The following is a 17,832-nucleotide window of genomic DNA, read 5'->3' as shown; positions in this document are numbered from 1 at the left end:
ACTATCGCGAGACGTGGGTTTCAGCCCCGGTATTGTTATGATCTGACCCGCGGCCGGGAAATTCCAGCCCACGCGCGCTGTCGGGAAGGAACCGCGGTCCCACCAGCCGCACCGTTTTTCCGGAGACATCAGTAATGTAACTGGGGGCGGAAGGCGCCGATGAAACCGCTGCATTACCGGCTTTTTTATCTTCCAGCCGGCTGATTTCGAGGGACTGGGAAAATACTGGCACGACCATTACGCAGACGAGGCCGGCGGCGAGAAAGAGGGGCTTGGGTAACATCGAAATTCCCTGACGCTTTTATCTGCGCCAATAACAGCCATCGCCTGCATTTGTTCCGCGCAGCTTCAGGCATCGCCGTCAAGGTAAGTGCGGTATTGCACGTAATCACCGCTCGATTGCCCATCGACGACTTCAGGCGGCCGCCCCTCGCCCCCTGCGAGATAGCCGGTGTCTTCGAGGACCGATTTCACGAGCTCTGCAATCGCAATATGTCGGGGCAGAGCTTTATCCGCCATGTAAAGAGCGACGGCCAGTTCTATATCATCCGGAAATGTCATGAGCGTGGCGTTCCGTTAAACCATTGACTGGAACGCGCAGTGCCAGCGAAAGTTCAATTCGTCGGCGCCAAGGTAGCGGGGATTGGCGACATATCGCGGAATTTTTTCGAGGGAGGAACTTCTGCCCGAACTGCACAGGCTGATGTTCACCGTACGATTTTCATCCCGGCCCCGTCGCCATCTAACTGACGCTGGAATGCGGTGAGACGGCTACTTGGCATTCAAAATGCTCCAGACTCAAGCAATTGAAACCAATCATGGAAACGCGCAAACGAAAGCTAAATTGGACTTAACTTTCGTTACTTTGCATTAACCATGGGAAGCCCTGATCGGACACAAAGTGTTTCTAGCAGCGTCGTTCCAACGAATCTTGGTGTTTGCGGGAACAGCAAGAATCTAACCGCATAGCCGGTTTTTCGCAAGCTGCCGCCGCTCCGCTCATCACGCCGTCATGATCTCGTTCCCGCCTCCTGCTTGTCTGTCCGGCCACGCAGTTGCGCCATGAGCATGGCCTGGAGATCGAAACTGCCTTCCTGGGCCTTACGTGTGAGATTGCGTAGATATCCGCCAAGCGAACTGATTTGATCAGCCTTCTGCAACAGGCAAGCGAGGATGGCCGCAGTTCCCTGCCTCCCGAAGGTGGCCAAAGCATCCTGATAGGCTGACTGGCTGATGCTGAACATGGTTCTGATGACGGAAGTTGCCACCTCCATATCTCTCCAGCCAGTCACCGCACCTCCGGGTGCATAGAGGGAAATATCCGGGCACGCTTTCAAAACCAAAACAATATCAGGAACAAAAAATTGCTTATGAAAATCGTTCCTGGGTGTTGGCTTTGGAGGTGTGACGCCAGTGACCGCGGCATTTGCGGATGTGGACGCGACTGTTGCAGCAGTTCGAACCGGAGCGGGATTCTCCAATTCCTGCGTTTCAGATATGGATTCGGATTCTGAATTCTTTATGAGGCGCTCATTTTGGCAGTCATTGCCGCTCAAATTTTCCGATTTTTCAAGATTTTCCAGATAGTTGGTCACTTCTGCGCGGAGTGAAGCCAGAAAACCGGCGATTTCCTTGAGTTCAGCTGTCTTCGAATTGCGCCCGAGAGCCCGCGCGATGTCGTTGTAACGGGCCTGAAACCCGTCAAAGATCTCGATCTTGCCACTGGCAGCAATCATTTCGCAGAGTTTCTGGATGTCCCGCCGGCAGAGGCTGATCGTCTCGCGAAGCCGTTGGAGATCGAGCCGTTCGCGAATGATGCGCTCGGCCAGTTCCTCTATTTCCGTTTTACGAGCAAGAAGCGGTGCGAGTGAGAATCCGTAGGCTTCGCTGATCTCGCCACCCCTGTGCTTCCGTGCGTAACGTTTCCCATTCGGGCTGTCCTTGCGGATGATGAGGCCGGCTTCGACAAGAGCCGAAAGATGCCGACGCAATGTCTGTTCCGCCATGCCATGAGCCCTGAGCGACAACTGCGTATTGGATGGAAACACCACCAATCCCGCTTCGCTGGAAAGCTCATTTTTGGGATAAAAGCTCAAGAGCGCGTTCAGAACGGCAAGCGAGCGATCGGTTACACCGAGCAGCGGTCTTGCTTCACAGACGGACCGATAGAGTTTCCATTTGTCGACTGCTTCGTATTTTCTGTTTTTCTGCGCGGCAAACTGGGTTGCGAGCACGCCAAACGACATTGCTCGCCGCCCAAAGGGCGTCGTTACACATGTGCTTTCCATGTCTTTCACCTTTCACAAGGCAAAAGAAAATCGCTCACCGAAAAATTCGATGCCAAGACTCTTGACTATGATTCGCGGAAATGAGATTCTTCGGGTGCTTAAATCAAAGAAAGGCTTCCGCGCGGCAACGTTCGGGGGCTTTTTTCTTTTGTGATGCGTCTCCTGTTAGTCGTTCGAGTTAGAAATCACTGCTTGGACCGGTACTCGGCAAACAGCGTCTGAAGATGTTCCAGAACGAATTCGGCAAATTCCGGTGCTTCGTTCTTGTCGATCGATATATCGAGCTTCCGGTCGCTCTCGACCACTTTCGCCAGGCGACGGCCTGTGTCCGAAGACCATACGCCGGTTTTCTTGGCCTGTGCCTTTGGCTTCAAAAAGTCCAGAAGCGCCTTGAAGCGTTCTTCGGAAGGAAGCGAGGCAACCGCCGGTTCGCTGACATATGCGCGGGCCGCCTCCTTGACCTGTGAGGAGGAAAGCTGGTCGGCAAGATCCATCCAGTTGCGGCGGCCTACGGTGGGTGCGGGGCCTATGAGATCGACCAGATCCTCTGGAATGCGTCCAACGACCGAAAGCATGTTGGACAGATCGCCCTTATGAAGCGACATTGCCGCCATGATGGTGTCTCGAGGGAACCGCATCTGCAGTTTCTGCGCAAAGCGCGCTTTCTCGATATAGGTCAGATCGCGGCGTTCGTTATTTTCCTGGCCCTGGGCCACCACCAGCTGCTCGTCGCTGAGATCCCGCACAACGGCCTTGACCGGAATGCCAAGACTTGAAACGGCGCGAAGGCGGCGATGACCGAAGGCGACCTGATAACGGCCCGGGAAATCGGGATGCGGGCGCACGAGAATCGGCACCTGCTGGCCCTGCTCACGAATTGCCTCCACCAGACCGGCATCGGCCTCTTCGGAAGCGGGCATACGATCCGGTATGAAGGAGGGATCGATATCCGCGGGGTCGAGAGAGACAATCGTCAGTCCTTCGGCGAGCTGCTTTTCAATGGCTTCAGCCCGTTTGGCGCGCTCGGAGACTTCGTTCAGCGATTGACCGATCATACCGACGGGTGAGTTCAAAACATCCGTCACCAGCTCAGGGGAGCCGAGGATAGGCCTGATACGGGGTCGCGAACGCTCCGGCGTGGTATCGTTGTTGTCGGTACCCGGAGTGCCAAGATTTGCGAAGATTTGTTTTCTGCTCATGCTGCCCTACCCCACGCTTTTTTAATCAGTCCTTCGATTTCAGCGTTCACATTGTTCATGGCTTCCAGCGCGCGATCATAGGTCGACCGGGTGAATTGCGTTCTCTCCACTTCGAAGAGCGTCTGGTTGGTCAATCCGGCGTCCGAGACCGCCGTGCTTTTCAGCATCGGATGATTGAGGACGTTTTCACCAAAGATCGATCGCAGGAAGGCGACCATCTGGTTCTGCGGCCCATCGCTCGGTTCGAAGCGGGTGATCAGGTAACGCATCCAGTTATAATCCGACCGAGCACCGGCCCGGCCAATTTCCGCCAGAAGGTCACCGGTCATTGCGAGGAACTGGTTCATCGACATCACGTCAAGCATCTGCGGATGGACGGTGACGAGCACCGATGTCGCCGCTGTCAGAGCCGAAAGCGTCAGATAACCGAGTTGCGGTGGGCAATCGATGACGACAACGTCGTAGAAATTTTGCGCTTGGGCGATCGCCTGGCCGATACGGGCGAAAAACAGCGTGTCACCCGGTGCACGGCGCATCAGTGCCCGCGGAGTATCGTGTTCGAACTCCATAAGTTCCAGATTGCCGGGAACAATGTGGAGATCGGGAATATAGGTGCCGCGGACAATCTCCGCGATCGGGCGGCGTTCATCGTCATAACGGATCGCGCCATAAAGCGTCTCGTTCGGCCCGACATCAATCTCGGGCTGGTGACCAAAAAGCGCGGAAAGGCTGGCCTGGGGGTCGAGATCGATGGCAAGAACCCGATAGCCACGGAGCGCCAGATATTGCGCCAGATGGGCGGAGGTGGTTGTCTTTCCCGAACCGCCCTTGAAATTCATGACGGCGATGACCTGTAACTCTTCGCCCTCTCGGCGGTGGGGCAGGTAGCGGCGTGTGCCGCGCGCACCCTGGTCCAGAAAACCTCTGATATCGCGCATGTCTTCTACGGAATAGGAGCGACGCCCGGATACCTGCGCGGCATCAAGCTCAGGCAACTCGGAAGCGATCTGGCGCAGATAGGCTTCGCCAATGCCGATGAGCTTTGCGGTCTCGGCCGGAGAGAAATGCCGCATGCTCTTTTCCGTATGTGGGGAAAATGTATTTGCGTTATGCGCCTGCAACTGGGCTGACAGCGCAGCCGAATGCTGTTGTATAAGACTCGTCAGGTCAGGTGCTCCTGCGGCACGTCTTAAATCGGCACTCTGTGTCATAGGTCTTCTTTCGCTCGAAATTGCAGTAGCGGTTTTTTTCGAAAAAGGCGGTTTTTTCCGCAACTGAGATATAAGCGCCGATTCTCTTTTTGGCGCAATAGGCTTTTTTCTCATGTGCGGAGACGCCGCTAAAGCATTGTGGAAGAATCACTTTTTCCTTGTTAGGCGTTTTCCGGTTTGCCGCGGCTAACTGGGACTGATTTTCCCTCGCTCCCTCGGCTTGAGTTATCGCAGCAGGTGGGCGGGAAGTTTGCCGCGGCTAACTATCGCTATCTTCCGGCTGGGGCAGGGGAGTTGGGAAATTCAAGGGTGGACATTCGCAGCTGGTTAATCTCTACTGCATGACTAGAGTATGGGATGCCTCGCGCCGGTTGCCGGGCAATCCATTGTCGTTGGTTGGAGGATTGAATGTCCTATGACGTCGCTCTAGTCGGTTCGGGTTTCTCGGCCATTTGTACCGCAGCCCATCTCCTGTCATCACTGCCAGCGGAGGCGTCGATCGCCATCGTTGGTGACGAGTCGGATTTTGGCCGCGGTACCGCCTATCGAACGGAACTACCCTATCATCGGCTGAATGTGCCCGCGGGGCGTATGAGCGTCTTTCCGGACCGCCCTGACGATTTTGTCGAATGGTTGGCGCAGAACGGGCTGGGAACCGATCCCTTTCTTTTCGCGTCGAGGGGAGATTATGGGCTCTATCTGCGGGACCGGCTCGCCAGTCTTCTCAGAAGCCGGGAGCAGCGGGCGCGTGTGGATTTTATTCGGGCGAAGGCGTCCGCTTGCCGGCCCGGACCGCAAGGCGACTTTACCTTCACACTGGAAAATGGCGAGACATTGCAGGCACGCAATGTTGTTCTGTGTCTCGGCGTTGGTGCTGCAAGTTTGCCGGTGCAAACTGCCGCAAAGCGTGAAGAGGGCGTGCAGCGCGTGGTGAGCCATTGCTGGCAGCCGGGATGGTTGTCCCGCGTGAAGAGCGGGGATCGTATCTGTATCCTTGGTTCCGGCCTTACGATGATCGATCAGGTGTTGACGCTGCGCGGAAAAGGTCACCGGGGCCCGATCCATGTCCTGTCGCGACGCGGGCTCATTCCACATCCGCATGTCAGTCCGCCTATGCCGCCTACCGCTCCGCGTCTGCCTGAAGGTTCCACCGAGATAAGCGAACTATTACGATCTCTCCGTCAACAGGTGGCCGACGGGACGCCATGGCGCACGGTTATGGACGGCCTGCGGCCAAAAACGCAATCGCTATGGCAGAGCCTCAGCTCACAGCAACGCGCAAGGTTTTTGCGGCATGCGCTCCCTTGGTGGAATATCCATAGACATCGCATCGCGCCTGAGGTGCATGATGCCTTTGACAGGCTGTTGTCAGACGGCGTTCTCACTATCCACGCGGGTTATCTCCAGGCTATCGATGAACAGGAGGAGAGCATCTCCATTCGTTATCGTCTTCGGCATACACAGACGATTAAGGAACTGCAGGTCGATTGGGTCATCAATTGCACCGGCATGGAACGCGCGGGTATCGGCCACTCTCGCCTTCTGGAAAGCATGCGGTCTGACGGGGTGCTTCGGCTCGATTCCTTTGGCCTTGGTGTCGAGGTTGACGGCGATTCCCGACTGCTGCGCACGGATGGCCAGGCATGGCCAAGTCTCTTCGCCGTCGGCGCGCTGACGGCGGGCCGGTTCTGGGAAATTACCGCCGTTCCGGATATACGGATCCAGGCTCGTGATATAGCGCAGTTCATTACTGACAGAGTGATCGGTAAGCGCCTTGTATCCGCACAAGGCTGATGCCTGTTGCGGCGGCAACAAAGGGGCCGCACTCTCCGGCCTTTTTATTTATTCCGGGTAGTTTGCCGCGGCAAACCCGTCGGTTGAGCCACGGTCAATGCGTTGATGACGCTGTCTGGCCTGGATGCAATAGGTCATATTCGACGCGCGGCGAAAAGTCGCCGGCCGTTGAGCCCATATCCGCAACGCGCAAAAACGTCGCGAAACGAGCGAATCCCATCATTTGCTAAATAATTTACATGGGTTATGGAGTATCGCCATTAAACCGGCTATAAATACGAGAAAAATTGAAAATCATGAAAATTATTTGCGAGGTTTGAATGGAGAAAAATAAGTTGGTGCGGTTCGAGGCCGCAGATAGCCAGGCCGGCGGGCAGCGTCGGCCCTTCGCCAAGGCCGTCCGGGCCGGTGATTTCGTCTATGTGTCCGGACAGGTGCCCACCATTGATGGCGAAGTAGTGACTGGCGGTATCGTCGCCCAGACCGAGCAGGTGGTGGCCAATCTCAAGGATGTCCTGGCGCTGGCTGATTGTACGCTTGCCGATGTGGTGAAGGTGAATGTCTGGCTGGATGACGCCAGGGATTTCTCCAGTTTTAACGCCGTCTTCCAGAAACATTTCATCGATCATCCGCCTGCACGCTCAACCGTACAATCCCCGCTGATGGTTGACGCCAAGGTGGAAATGGACGTTATCGCTTATAAGCCTTTGGCTTAAGTATCTGATTTATTTCGCTTAGAGAGCATATGATGACCTATCCATGGCCTGACGAGGGCGCACAGCTTGATGCGATTTCGACGCCAATGCCGGTGATCGACGAAGACCGGCTTGCCGCCAATATAAAGAAGGCGCAGGCCTATCTCGACAGTCATGGCAAGGCCTTCCGGCCGCATATCAAGACACACAAGATACCGGCCATCGCCCGGCAGCAGCTTCAGGCAGGCGCCATAGGCATCAATTGCCAGAAAGTCAGCGAAGCGGAGGTTTTCGCAGACGCCGGTTTTGACGATATCCTGATTACCTACAATATTCTTGGTGCCGCGAAACTGTCGCGGTTGAAAGCGCTGAATTCCCGTATAGCTCAGCTGAGCGTCGTTGCTGATAGCGACGTGACGGTTGCCGGCCTCGCTGCCACATTTGATAAGGGGCGGCCGCTCGCCGTGCTTGTTGAATGTGATACCGGCGGAAAGCGTTGCGGTGTGCAGACACCGGCGGCGGCAGCGGCACTTGCTGAGAAAATCGTCGCCGCGGCGGGACTTATATTCAAGGGTATCTTGACCTATCCGGCACCGGGCGGTGCCGAAAAGGTGGAAAGCTTCCTGCGCGACACCATGGCGCTGCTTGCGGCAAAAGGCGTGGACTGCCCGGTTCGTTCCAGCGGCGGCTCGCCGGACTTCTATGCAGCGCATCTCGTTCCCTCTGCAACCGAACACCGGGCGGGCACCTATGTCTATAATGACCGGGCGATGTTGCGTGCCGGCCATTGCACGGCCGATGATCTGGCAATGCATGTTCTCGCTACCGTGGTCTCGCGGCCTGCAGCGGACCGCGCCGTGCTTGATTGCGGTTCCAAGGCTTTGACCTCCGATCTCCTCGGCTTCGACGATTACGGGCTGATCGAAGGCCATGAAGGCGCAAAAATCATCTCACTCTCTGAAGAACACGCGGTTGTTGATCTTTCCGGCTGCGCGTCCGGGGGGCCTCGGATCGGCGATGTCGTCAGGGTCGTACCGAACCATACATGCGTCGTCAGCAACCTTTTCGACAGGATGGTGTTCCATCGAAACGGCGTTGTTACCCGCGTCGAAGAGATCGCTGCACGCGGCACGGTCTGGTAATGTTACCCGGCTAATCAACTCAAGGAAACGAGCTCAGCCCGCAGGCAGCTCCGGCAACGAGACCCCATAAATGCGCATATTCACGGCGTCGCTCGCCACCGAAACCAACACGTTTTCACCTGTTCCCACGGATATGGATGCCTTTCGTGCGGCTTTTTATGCCGGGCCGGGTGAACATCCGGACACGCCGACGCTCTGCTCCTCGCCGGTCCCCATCCTGCGGCGCCGCGGCAGGGCGGAAGGGTTCACGGTCATCGAGGGCACATCCTGCTGGGCAGAGCCTGCCGGCCTCATCCAGCGCCAGACGTATGAAACGCTGCGCGACACCATTCTTTCGGAGCTCCGGGCAGCCCTGCCGGTCGATGCTGTGGTTCTTGGCCTGCATGGCGCCATGGTGGCGCAGGGCTATGACGATCCTGAAGGGGATTTCCTGTCGCGGATGCGGGCAATGGTGGGCCCGGACGTCTTGATTGCGGCGGAGTTCGATCCCCATAGCCATCTCACGGCATTAAGGGTTGAAAGCCTGGATATCATGGCGACGTTCCTGGAATTTCCCCATACCGATTTTGAGGAGCGCGGCGAACATGTCGTCGAAATGGCGTTGCGTACTCTGCGCGGCGAAATCAGGCCCGTCATCTCGACTTTCGATTGCCGAATGATCACCATTTATCCGACGAGTCGTGAGCCGATGCGTTCTTATGTGGACCGGCTGAAGGCGATGGAGGGCAAAGACGGTATTCTCTCCATCTCCGTTATTCATGGATTCATGGCGGGTGATGTGCCGGACATGGGCACACGCATCGTCGTTGTTACGGATGACGACAGGACCAAAGGGGACGCGCTGGCCGAAAAGCTGGGCCGTGAACTTTATGCCATGCGCAGGCTGACCGCCATGCCGATGCTGGATACGGAAGCCGGTCTCGACCAGGCCGTTGCCATTCGCAGCGAAAACTCGCAAAGGCCGGTGGTGGTTTCGGATATATGGGACAATCCCGGCGGCGGTGTTGCGGGTGATGCGACCCACATTCTGCGCCGCATGGTAGAGCGCGGCATGGACAGGATCGGCGTCGCGACGATCTGGGATCCCATCGCAGTGTCTTTTTGCCATGCAGCGGGGGAGGGCGCAGAGCTCGATCTTCGCATAGGTGGCAAATCCAGTCCGCAGGGCGGCGATCCGCTGGATTTCCGAATAAAGGTCATGCGCACCGTCGAGACGGGCTGGCAGAGTTTCCGTAATAGTCGCGTCACGCTCGGCCGCGCCGCCGTTGTCCGGCCGCTCGGCACCGAAATCGACATCATTCTCATCACCAGCCGAACGCAAACTTATGAGCCGGATATCTTTTCCAATCTCGGAATCGATTTCGCGAAAAAAGACGTGTTGCTCGTCAAGTCGACCAACCATTTTCACGCGGGTTTTGCGCCGATCGCTTCAGAGATCGTCTATATCGCGGCCCCGACCTCCTATCCCACCGACCCGGCAAAAACTCCTTACCGCAAGGCAAGCCTCGGCCTATGGCCACGGGTTGCCGATCCGCTTGGTCTCGATTGAGGGAAGCAGCTTAGACCTGATCAAACGTCACGACGAAGAAGCGACCATCCTCTTCCATGCCCTTCACTGCAAATCCGGCGCCGCGCTCCAGCAAGAGGCTGTCGCGTCGCTGCAAATGCACAGTTTGGCCGGCTGATGAGACGCTGACGGGATCAACGGCAAAAATTATTGTCGCCGTTGATCCCGTCGACTGGACAGTGAGTGTGGTGTGGTGTCTTTCGACGCGATGCGAATATTGCTCGCGACGGGACATGACATTGAGATCGACGATGGGACCATCTGCCAAAACGGCGTCCACCGGAACATCCGCGGCGAAGGGCAGGGGATCGCTTGCCATCGTCAACGCCACCGGCTCGCGTGCGTCGATGCTGAGGCTCAGGCCCTTCCCTTCGAGGATGCAGAGGGTGCGATCAATTCCGGGAAATATGGAAAAAGGCCCGTCTTGCGCAACGTTGGCCATGCTGATGCGCCAGTCGAAATCCGCCATCGAGGCTTTTGCGGGATGAACGATGATCTCTGTCGTTACACCGCCGCCGTTTTTCCAGGGCATTGATGTATAGGCGGTGTTTTCTAGGTGTCTCATCTTCTGCATTCCCTGTCGTTCGTCTGGACGATGGCACTAGTTATCGCGGTCGCCAGCGATACGTTGTTCAAGCTTTTTTTGCGCAGCGCGTAGATCAACACTTTTTCCGGCGAGTTTTTCGATTGCCGCGACGACAAGATCACGCGCAACGTAGTCCGACTTGTGTCCGAGATTCCTCACAACGATCAAGCTAGACCCGTCAATAGCGCGTGCAAGCTGGCGGGAATGAATTTCCGGTGAAACAACATTGTCGGTGTCGCCGGTGATAATGACGGTCGGCGCCTTGATTTTGGAGTAGTTTGGTGAGGCGCTCCGCGCCCATGTGTTCAGCGCGGCGACTTCCTGCGCGTTATGGCGAAAAGCCTGCGGTCTCAACGCCCCCCATGCGCGCGTTGCCTCCACATAGCCAGGAGGGCGGTGATTGGGGGCGAAAACCCCGCGCGTCGCCCGATCGAGCGCAAGGAAACCCACGGGCGGTGCGACGAAGATCGAAAAAAGCGGGCCTGTCACCCGGGCGCTTGCCGCCGTGTAATACCAAGCGATGCCTCCAAGCCAGGGGTAAACCGCCGGAGAAAGAAACACCAGGCCCGACACCATTTCCGGGTGGCGAAGCGCGAATGCCGCGGTAATGGCTCCGCCAAAGGAGTGGCCGACGATGATGGCCTTGCGGATGCCGCGCTTTTTCATCAGTTGAGCCACGGCGTCGGCCTGTCCGTCGGGCAGGATATTATCCTTGCCGCCGATGTCGGAACTGCCATGACCCGGCCTGTCGACGAACAGAAGTTTTGCGCGGCCGCGGAATTTGTCCGCAAAGGACAACAGCGGGTCGTAGAGACTTGCGCTCGCGCCATGCAAGAAGACGATCGGTGGCAGCTCCGCCTGCTTTTGCGGTTCCAGCAACAGGCTGTTGAGCTTATATCCGCCAACATCGATTCTTACCGGTACAGCCTCTTGGGCCTGGGAGGACGCAGGGACGGTCAAAGAAAAAGCCGGAAAAATTGCACCAACCAAAAAGCTGAAGGCAAGTGAAATACGCCGTGGTGCCATGCTGTCGTCCGCACTCCATTAAAAGCCTGCCGCGCCGTTATAGACGCTGAAAATGATCGGCTATGACCGACCAACAGCTAACAACGAGAAAATCGAACCGGAAGTTTCAGTCAAAGGAGCGTTGGGTAATGCCCTGAGGCTTTGCCGACGCAAGGGCGGAATGCCGCGCGGCGATGGACCGCGCGGCACGCTCATCAATTGCCGAGAATACCGGGCAGACGCAGCCCCTGCTCCTTGGCGCATTCCACGGCAATCTCGTAACCTGCATCGGCATGGCGCATGACGCCGGTTGCCGGGTCATTCCACAGAACACGCTCGACCCGACGCGCGGCGTCGTCGGTGCCATCGCAGCAGATGACCATGCCGGAATGCTGGGAAAAGCCCATGCCAACACCGCCGCCGTGATGCAGCGATACCCAGGTTGCACCGGATGCAGTGTTAAGCAGTGCGTTGAGCAGCGGCCAGTCCGATACGGCATCGGAACCGTCCTTCATGGATTCGGTCTCGCGGTTGGGCGAGGCGACGGAGCCAGAATCGAGATGGTCGCGGCCGATCACGATGGGCGCCTTCAGTTCACCGTTCCTGACCATTTCATTAAAGGCAAGCCCGAGACGATGGCGGTCGCCGAGCCCCACCCAGCAAATGCGGGCAGGCAGGCCCTGAAACGCGATGCGTTCGCGCGCCATATCCAGCCAGTTGTGCAGGTGTTTATTGTCGGGCAGTAGTTCCTTCACCTTGGCGTCGGTCTTGTAGATGTCCTCCGGGTCACCGGAAAGTGCCGCCCAGCGGAACGGCCCGATGCCTCGGCAAAACAGCGGGCGAATATAGGCCGGCACGAAGCCGGGGAAAGCGAAGGCGGTTTCCAGCCCTTCGTCCTTGGCGACCTGGCGAATATTATTGCCGTAATCGAGCGTCGGAACGCCGGCGTTCCAGAAATCGACCATGGCCTGGACGTGAACTTTCATGGAGGCGCGAGCGGCAGCGGCAACGGCCTGTGGATCACTCTCCTGTTTGGCGCGCCATTCGGCCACGCTCCAGCCGGCAGGCAGATAACCATGGATCGGATCGTGCGCCGAGGTCTGGTCGGTCACGATATCGGGCCGGATGCCGCGACGGAAAAGTTCCGGGAATATCTCCGCCGCGTTGCCGATCAGGCCGACGGACTTGGCCTCGCCGGCCTTCGTCCATTGATCGATCAGCGCCAGCGCCTCATCCAGCGTATGCGCCTTCGCATCAACATAACGGGTGCGCAGACGGAAATCGACGCGGGTTTCATCGCATTCGACGGCAAGGCAGCAGGCGCCGGCCATGACGGCGGCGAGCGGCTGCGCGCCGCCCATACCACCGAGACCGCCGGTCAGGATCCATTTGCCCCTGAGATTGCCGCCATAATGCTGTCGGCCAGCCTCCACGAAGGTTTCGTACGTTCCCTGCACGATGCCCTGCGTGCCGATGTAAATCCACGAACCAGCGGTCATCTGGCCGTACATTGCCAGGCCCTTCTTATCCAGCTCGTTGAAATGATCCCAGGTGGCCCAATGCGGCACCAGATTCGAATTGGCGATCAGCACGCGCGGCGCATCCTTGTGGGTGCGGAAGACGCCGACCGGCTTGCCGGACTGCACGATCAGGGTCTCATCCTCGTTCAAATCCTTCAGCGTAGCGACGATGCGGTCGAAATCGTCCCATGTGCGGGCGGCGCGGCCGATGCCGCCATAAACCACCAGCTCATGCGGTCGCTCGGCAACATCAGGGTCGAGATTGTTCATCAGCATGCGCAGCGGCGCCTCCGTCATCCAGCTTTTGGCATTGAGCTCGGTGCCGTGCGGTGCGCGAACGTCGCGAATATTATGGCGCGGATTGTTCATCAGATTTCCCCTTATCGTTTCGTGTCGAGCGCAAATTCTTCCATGCGCGTGAGAATCGTCTTGAGATGCTGGCGAAGGCGTTCGGCTTTGCCCGCGTCATAGGCGAAAGGCGGCACCTCGCTTTGCAGATGCGTGGATTGTGCCAGCTCCATCTGGATTGCGTGCTCACCTGTCTGCGGCCTGCCATAATGGCGCGTCGTCCAGCCACCCTTGAAGCGGCCGTTCAGAACGCTGTCGTAACCTTGCGCGGCGGCGGTGGCCTCAACGGCGATGTGCTCGATGGCGGGATCACAGGTTCTGCCCATATCCGTGCCGATGTTGAAATCCGGCAGCTTGCCTTCAAAGAGGAAGGGGATGTGCGAACGGATCGAATGGCAATCATAGAGAATGGCGATCCCATGGATGCCCTTGATCCGCTCGATCTCGGCCGCAAGAGCTGCATGATAGGGCGCATGGAAGGTTTCCAGACGGTCCGCAATGTCATCCGGCGTGGGTTCCTGTCCTTCATTCCAGATAGGCCTGCCGTCGAAATCGGTGTCCGGAACCAGCCCGGTCGTGTTCTGGCCCGGATAAAGGCTCACCCCGGCCGGGTCGCGGTTGGCGTCGATGACATAACGATGGAACGTCGCCCTCACGGTTGTCGCATTTTCCAGAAGCCCGGCATAAAGCTCATGGATGTGCCAGTCCGTATCGGCCAGAATTTTGCCGTTGTCGTTGAGGCGGCTCCAAATCTCCGCCGGAACATCCGTGCCGGTGTGAGGCAGACCGAGGATGATCGGCGAAGTGCCTTGGTGAAGGGCGAAGGGACTCTTCATCGATTGCCTCTCTTTTCCGAGGGTTTAGCCCCTGCAAGAAGAGAGTTGGCGAAGGTTAAAACGTGCCTCATCTCAAGCCTCCAGCTTCGGCAGGATGCCGTCCGAAATCGTGGCGACCAACGCACCGGAGGCGATCAACTCCGCCGCCGCCTTGAGATCCGGCGCCATATAACGGTCTTCCTCGAGCGAAGGGATTGCGGCCCGTAGCACAGCAATGGCCTTTTGCAGTTCCGGGCTGGTTTTCAGCGGCCCGCGCAGTTCCACGCCCTGAACGGCTGAAAGCGCCTCGATCCCGAGGATGGCGAATAGATTGTCGGTCATCGGTAAAAGTCGCCGCGCTCCGTGGCAGGCCATGGAGACATGGTCTTCCTGGTTGGCCGAGGTTGGCGTCGAATCCACCGAGGCTGGATGTGCCATCTGCTTGTTCTCGCTCATCAGCGCTGCGGAAGTGACTTCGGCGATCATCAGCCCGGAATTCAGCCCCGGCTTCTTGGAAAGGAAAGCGGGCAGGCCATAAGAAAGCGCCGGATCGACCAGTAGCGCGACACGGCGTTGGGCGATGGCCCCGATCTCGCAAATCGCGAGCGCCGTCTGGTCGGCGGCGAAGGCCACCGGTTCGGCATGGAAATTGCCGCCGGACACGACGGAATTGTCAGAAAGCACCAGAGGATTGTCGGTCACCGCATTGGCTTCGATTTCCAGTGTGCGGGCCACCTGCCGCAGGAGGTCAAGGCAGGCGCCATCCACCTGCGGCTGGCAGCGGATGCAATAGGGATCCTGCACCCGCTCATCGCCTTCAATGTGGCTGATTCGGATTTCGGAGCCATCGAGCAGGCTGCGAAGCGCAGATCCCGCGTCGATCTGCCCCTTGTGGCCCCGCAGGCTGTGAATATCCGGGTGAAATGGAGCGGAAGACCCCATGGCGGCGTCCGTGGAAAGTGCGCCGGTAATCAGCGCGGCCTGTGCGGCGCGATGGGCGCGAAAAAGTCCGGCAAGCGCCAGTGCGGTGGAGGTTTGCGTGCCATTGATCAGGGCGAGCCCTTCCTTGGCGGCGAGAACCACCGGCGGCAGCCCGGCTTTCGCCAGCGCCTGGCCGGCGGGCAGCAGAGCGCCCTGATAAAAAGCCTCACCCTCGCCCATCATCACCGCCGCCATATGAGCAAGCGGCGCGAGATCGCCGGAAGCGCCCACGGAACCCTTTTCGGGAATGACGGGAATAACGCCCTGTTCCAGCATGGCCTCGATCAGCCGCACCAGTTCCAGCCGCACGCCGGAAGCGCCGCGGCCAAGCGAAATCAGCTTCAGCGCCATGATCAGCCGAACCACATTTTCAGGAAGCGGCGCACCTACCCCGCAGCAATGCGACAGGATGAGATTGCGCTGCAGCGTTGCCACGTCGGCTGCATCGATCTTGATGGAGGCAAGTTTTCCGAAACCGGTATTGATGCCATAGACGGGGGCATTACCCGCGGCAATCTCGGCAATGCGGGCAGCCGCCTTTTCAATGCCGGCGTCGAACGAGCGGTCCAGCTTCGCGGAGCCGTTGTTCCAGTAGATGCCGGCCAGGTCGGCCAGGGCCACATTGCCGGGGTGAAGCGTAATGGTCGTCATGGTCATGGAGAAACCTTCTGTCCCTTGAATATGCGGGCATGGAGCGGGTTGAAACCGATGCGATAGACAAGCTCGGCCGGGCGTTCGATATCCCAGATTGCAAGATCAGCGGATTTCCCGGCCTCCAGCGTGCCGGTTTCCGCAAGCAGACCAAGCGCCTTGGCGGCATTGCGCGTTGTCGCTGCCAGGCATTCCTCCACGGTCATGCGGAAAAGCGTTGCACCCATGTTCATGGTCAAAAGCAGGGAAGTGAGCGGTGAGGTGCCTGGATTGCAGTCGGTGGCGAGGGCGATTGTCGCGCCTGCATCGCGCAATGCCTGCATTGGCGGAGCCTGTTTTTCACGAAGCGCATAAAAGGCGCCGGGCAAGAGTACGGCCACGGTTCCCGCCTTGGCCAGTGCCCTGGCGCCTGATTCATCCAGATATTCCAGATGATCGGCGGAAAGCCCGCCGCAGGAGGCGGCAAGCGCTGCGCCGCCCAGGTTGGAAAGCTGCTCGGCATGCAGCTTGACGGGCAGACCAAGCTGCCGCGCCTTTTCAAAAACGCGTGCTATTTCTTCGACGGAGAATGCGATGCCTTCGCAGAAGCCGTCGACCGCATCGACCAGCCCTTCGGCCTGTGCTTTTTCCAGCCCGGGCAAAACGACATCGGTGATATAATCACCGTTCCTACCCTTATATTCAGCAGGTGTCGCATGGGCGGCCAGATAGCTGGTGACGATCCGCACCGGCCGCAGCGTCTCCAGCCTGCGGGCAACACGCAGCATTTTCAGTTCGGTATCTATATCGAGGCCGTAACCGGATTTGATTTCGATCGTCGAGACGCCCTCGGAGAGAAGCGTATCGAGACGGGGCAGCGCTTGCGCTATCAAGACATCCTCCGAAACCGCGCGCGTGTCGCGCACGGAGGACACGATGCCGCCACCCGCCTTGGCGATCTCTTCATAAGTCGCGCCATTCAACCGCATTTCGAATTCCATGGCGCGGTTGCCGCCAAAGACCAGATGGGTGTGGCAATCTATCAGAGCGGGAGTGATCCAGCGCCCGCCGCAATCGGTGATTTCCTCGGCGACGGCGAGATCGGCAGGCAGATCGCTCTCCGGGCCAGCAAATGCGATGCGACCGCTGCTGACGGCGATCACGCCTTTTTCGATTGCGCCGATGCCTTCCCTCAACGGATCGAAGGTGGCCAGCCTGGCATTGCGCCACAAGGCCGTTGCGTTTCCCATCGCCGCTCCCTTTGCAGATTTGTTCCCGGGCATTGCTTTTCGCCTTTCCTTTATGGCGTAAATGTATATACATAATAATCGGCTTGGCAAGCCGCATTTTCTGTTCGAAATGGCCTTGCCCGATGTCGTAACAAGAGGAGAGGGTGGTATGACGGCAATTCACGCGGGCGCGGCACTTCTCAGCGGCGGGTGGGCGCAGGATGTCCGTATCGTCTATGATGACGGCGTTGTTTCATCGGTCGAAACCGGTGTTTCTCCCGAGCGGCAGGATGAGCGCCATGCCGTCATCGTTTCGGCCATGCCCAATCTTCACAGCCACGCCTTCCAGAGGGCCATGGCTGGACTTGCCGAAATCCGCGGGCCTGCCAACGACAGTTTCTGGAGCTGGCGCACGGTCATGTATAAATTCGCCCTCTCCATGACGCCTGACCATGTTGAGGCCGTTGCCGCACAGCTTTATATGGAAATGCTCGAAGCCGGTTTCGGCAGGGTGGGCGAATTCCATTACCTGCACAATGATAGGGACGGTTCACATTACGCAAATATCGCCGAAATGGCGGAGCGTATCGGCGCTGCCGCCGCCCAAACGGGCATAGGCCTGACATTGCTGCCGGTCTTTTACGCGCATTCCGGTTTCGGCGGTCAGCCGCCAATCGACGGGCAGAAACGTTTCATCCATTCGATTGACAGTTACGAGAAGCTGATGCAGGGCGCACAGGCAGTCGTCAAATCCCTTCCGGGTGCGGCGCTTGGCATCGCGCCGCACAGCCTGCGCGCGGTGACCGGTGATGAGCTTGCGGC

At 58.2% G+C, this 17,832-nt stretch carries 16 protein-coding genes (1 of these 16 running past the window's edge); 5 read left to right on the top strand and 11 right to left on the bottom strand.

Annotated features, from left to right (window positions below):
- Position 1: 1 nt before the first annotated feature.
- The 5 genes from HQN82_RS25480 to repA form a co-directional block, all read right to left on the bottom strand.
- The gene (locus HQN82_RS25480; protein WP_107341823.1) at positions 2-283 is read right to left on the bottom strand and encodes a hypothetical protein; all 282 of its coding nucleotides are present in this window, start codon (positions 281-283) and stop codon (positions 2-4) included.
- A gap of 65 nt (positions 284-348) precedes the next feature.
- Complete coding sequence (locus HQN82_RS18540; RefSeq protein WP_173615526.1) at positions 349-561, bottom strand: hypothetical protein; 213 nt, start codon at positions 559-561, stop codon at positions 349-351.
- Between the two features lie 449 nt (positions 562-1,010).
- The gene (gene repC / locus HQN82_RS18535) at positions 1,011-2,288 is read right to left on the bottom strand and encodes a plasmid replication protein RepC (protein WP_173615525.1); all 1,278 of its coding nucleotides are present in this window, start codon (positions 2,286-2,288) and stop codon (positions 1,011-1,013) included.
- Positions 2,289-2,473: 185 nt separating this feature from the next.
- Entirely contained in the window at positions 2,474-3,487 is a 1,014-nt protein-coding gene (gene repB / locus HQN82_RS18530) for a plasmid partitioning protein RepB (protein WP_037090369.1), read from the bottom strand.
- Positions 3,484-4,698 (bottom strand): plasmid partitioning protein RepA, encoded by a 1,215-nt coding sequence (gene repA / locus HQN82_RS18525; RefSeq protein WP_022563274.1) that lies wholly within the window; start codon positions 4,696-4,698, stop codon positions 3,484-3,486. Before repA ends, repB begins: the two co-directional genes overlap by 4 nt.
- Before the next feature lie 408 nt (positions 4,699-5,106).
- Here repA and HQN82_RS18520 point away from each other — a divergent pair, with 408 nt between their 5' ends.
- From HQN82_RS18520 to HQN82_RS18505, 4 genes are all read left to right on the top strand, one after another.
- On the top strand, positions 5,107-6,492 hold the full coding sequence (locus tag HQN82_RS18520; protein ID WP_173615524.1) for an FAD/NAD(P)-binding protein: 1,386 nt from the start codon (positions 5,107-5,109) through the stop codon (positions 6,490-6,492).
- A gap of 320 nt (positions 6,493-6,812) precedes the next feature.
- Entirely contained in the window at positions 6,813-7,208 is a 396-nt protein-coding gene (locus HQN82_RS18515; RefSeq protein WP_173615523.1) for a RidA family protein, read from the top strand.
- A 32-nt stretch (positions 7,209-7,240) separates the two neighbouring features.
- Entirely contained in the window at positions 7,241-8,329 is a 1,089-nt protein-coding gene (locus HQN82_RS18510; protein ID WP_173616009.1) for a D-TA family PLP-dependent enzyme, read from the top strand.
- A gap of 70 nt (positions 8,330-8,399) precedes the next feature.
- Complete coding sequence (locus HQN82_RS18505; RefSeq protein ID WP_173615522.1) at positions 8,400-9,878, top strand: M81 family metallopeptidase; 1,479 nt, start codon at positions 8,400-8,402, stop codon at positions 9,876-9,878.
- A gap of 10 nt (positions 9,879-9,888) precedes the next feature.
- Here HQN82_RS18505 and HQN82_RS18500 read toward each other — a convergent pair whose 3' ends face one another.
- The 6 genes from HQN82_RS18500 to hutI form a co-directional block, all read right to left on the bottom strand.
- A complete protein-coding gene (locus HQN82_RS18500) occupies positions 9,889-10,461 on the bottom strand; it encodes a HutD/Ves family protein (protein ID WP_210259559.1) in 573 nt (190 codons plus the stop codon).
- Positions 10,462-10,497: 36 nt separating this feature from the next.
- On the bottom strand, positions 10,498-11,508 hold the full coding sequence (locus HQN82_RS18495; protein WP_173615521.1) for an alpha/beta fold hydrolase: 1,011 nt from the start codon (positions 11,506-11,508) through the stop codon (positions 10,498-10,500).
- 194 nt (positions 11,509-11,702) lie between these two features.
- Positions 11,703-13,376: a urocanate hydratase gene (hutU, locus tag HQN82_RS18490; RefSeq protein WP_173615520.1), complete on the bottom strand. Its 1,674-nt coding sequence runs from the start codon at positions 13,374-13,376 to the stop codon at positions 11,703-11,705.
- 11 nt (positions 13,377-13,387) lie between these two features.
- A complete protein-coding gene (hutG, locus tag HQN82_RS18485; protein WP_173615519.1) occupies positions 13,388-14,191 on the bottom strand; it encodes an N-formylglutamate deformylase in 804 nt (267 codons plus the stop codon).
- A 72-nt stretch (positions 14,192-14,263) separates the two neighbouring features.
- Positions 14,264-15,808 carry a histidine ammonia-lyase gene (gene hutH, locus HQN82_RS18480; RefSeq protein WP_173615518.1) on the bottom strand — a complete coding sequence of 515 codons (1,545 nt, stop codon included), beginning with the start codon at positions 15,806-15,808 and terminating at the stop codon, positions 14,264-14,266.
- A complete protein-coding gene (gene hutI, locus HQN82_RS18475; RefSeq protein ID WP_173615517.1) occupies positions 15,805-17,064 on the bottom strand; it encodes an imidazolonepropionase in 1,260 nt (419 codons plus the stop codon). Before hutI ends, hutH begins: the two co-directional genes overlap by 4 nt.
- Positions 17,065-17,179: 115 nt before the next feature.
- On the opposite strand from hutI, the gene HQN82_RS18470 reads away from it, so the two are divergent.
- Positions 17,180-17,832, top strand: the 5' end (the start) of a protein-coding gene (locus HQN82_RS18470) for a formimidoylglutamate deiminase (protein ID WP_173615516.1). It continues 694 nt past the right edge of the window; 653 of the gene's 1,347 nt are visible here — the first part of the coding sequence; the start codon lies at positions 17,180-17,182; its stop codon lies off the right edge, out of view.

The organism is Agrobacterium pusense, assembly GCF_013285525.1.
Lineage (GTDB): Bacteria > Pseudomonadota > Alphaproteobacteria > Rhizobiales > Rhizobiaceae > Agrobacterium > Agrobacterium pusense.
The sequence above is the reverse complement of the archived record's forward strand: the minus strand, read 5'-3'. Positions and strand labels throughout refer to the sequence as shown.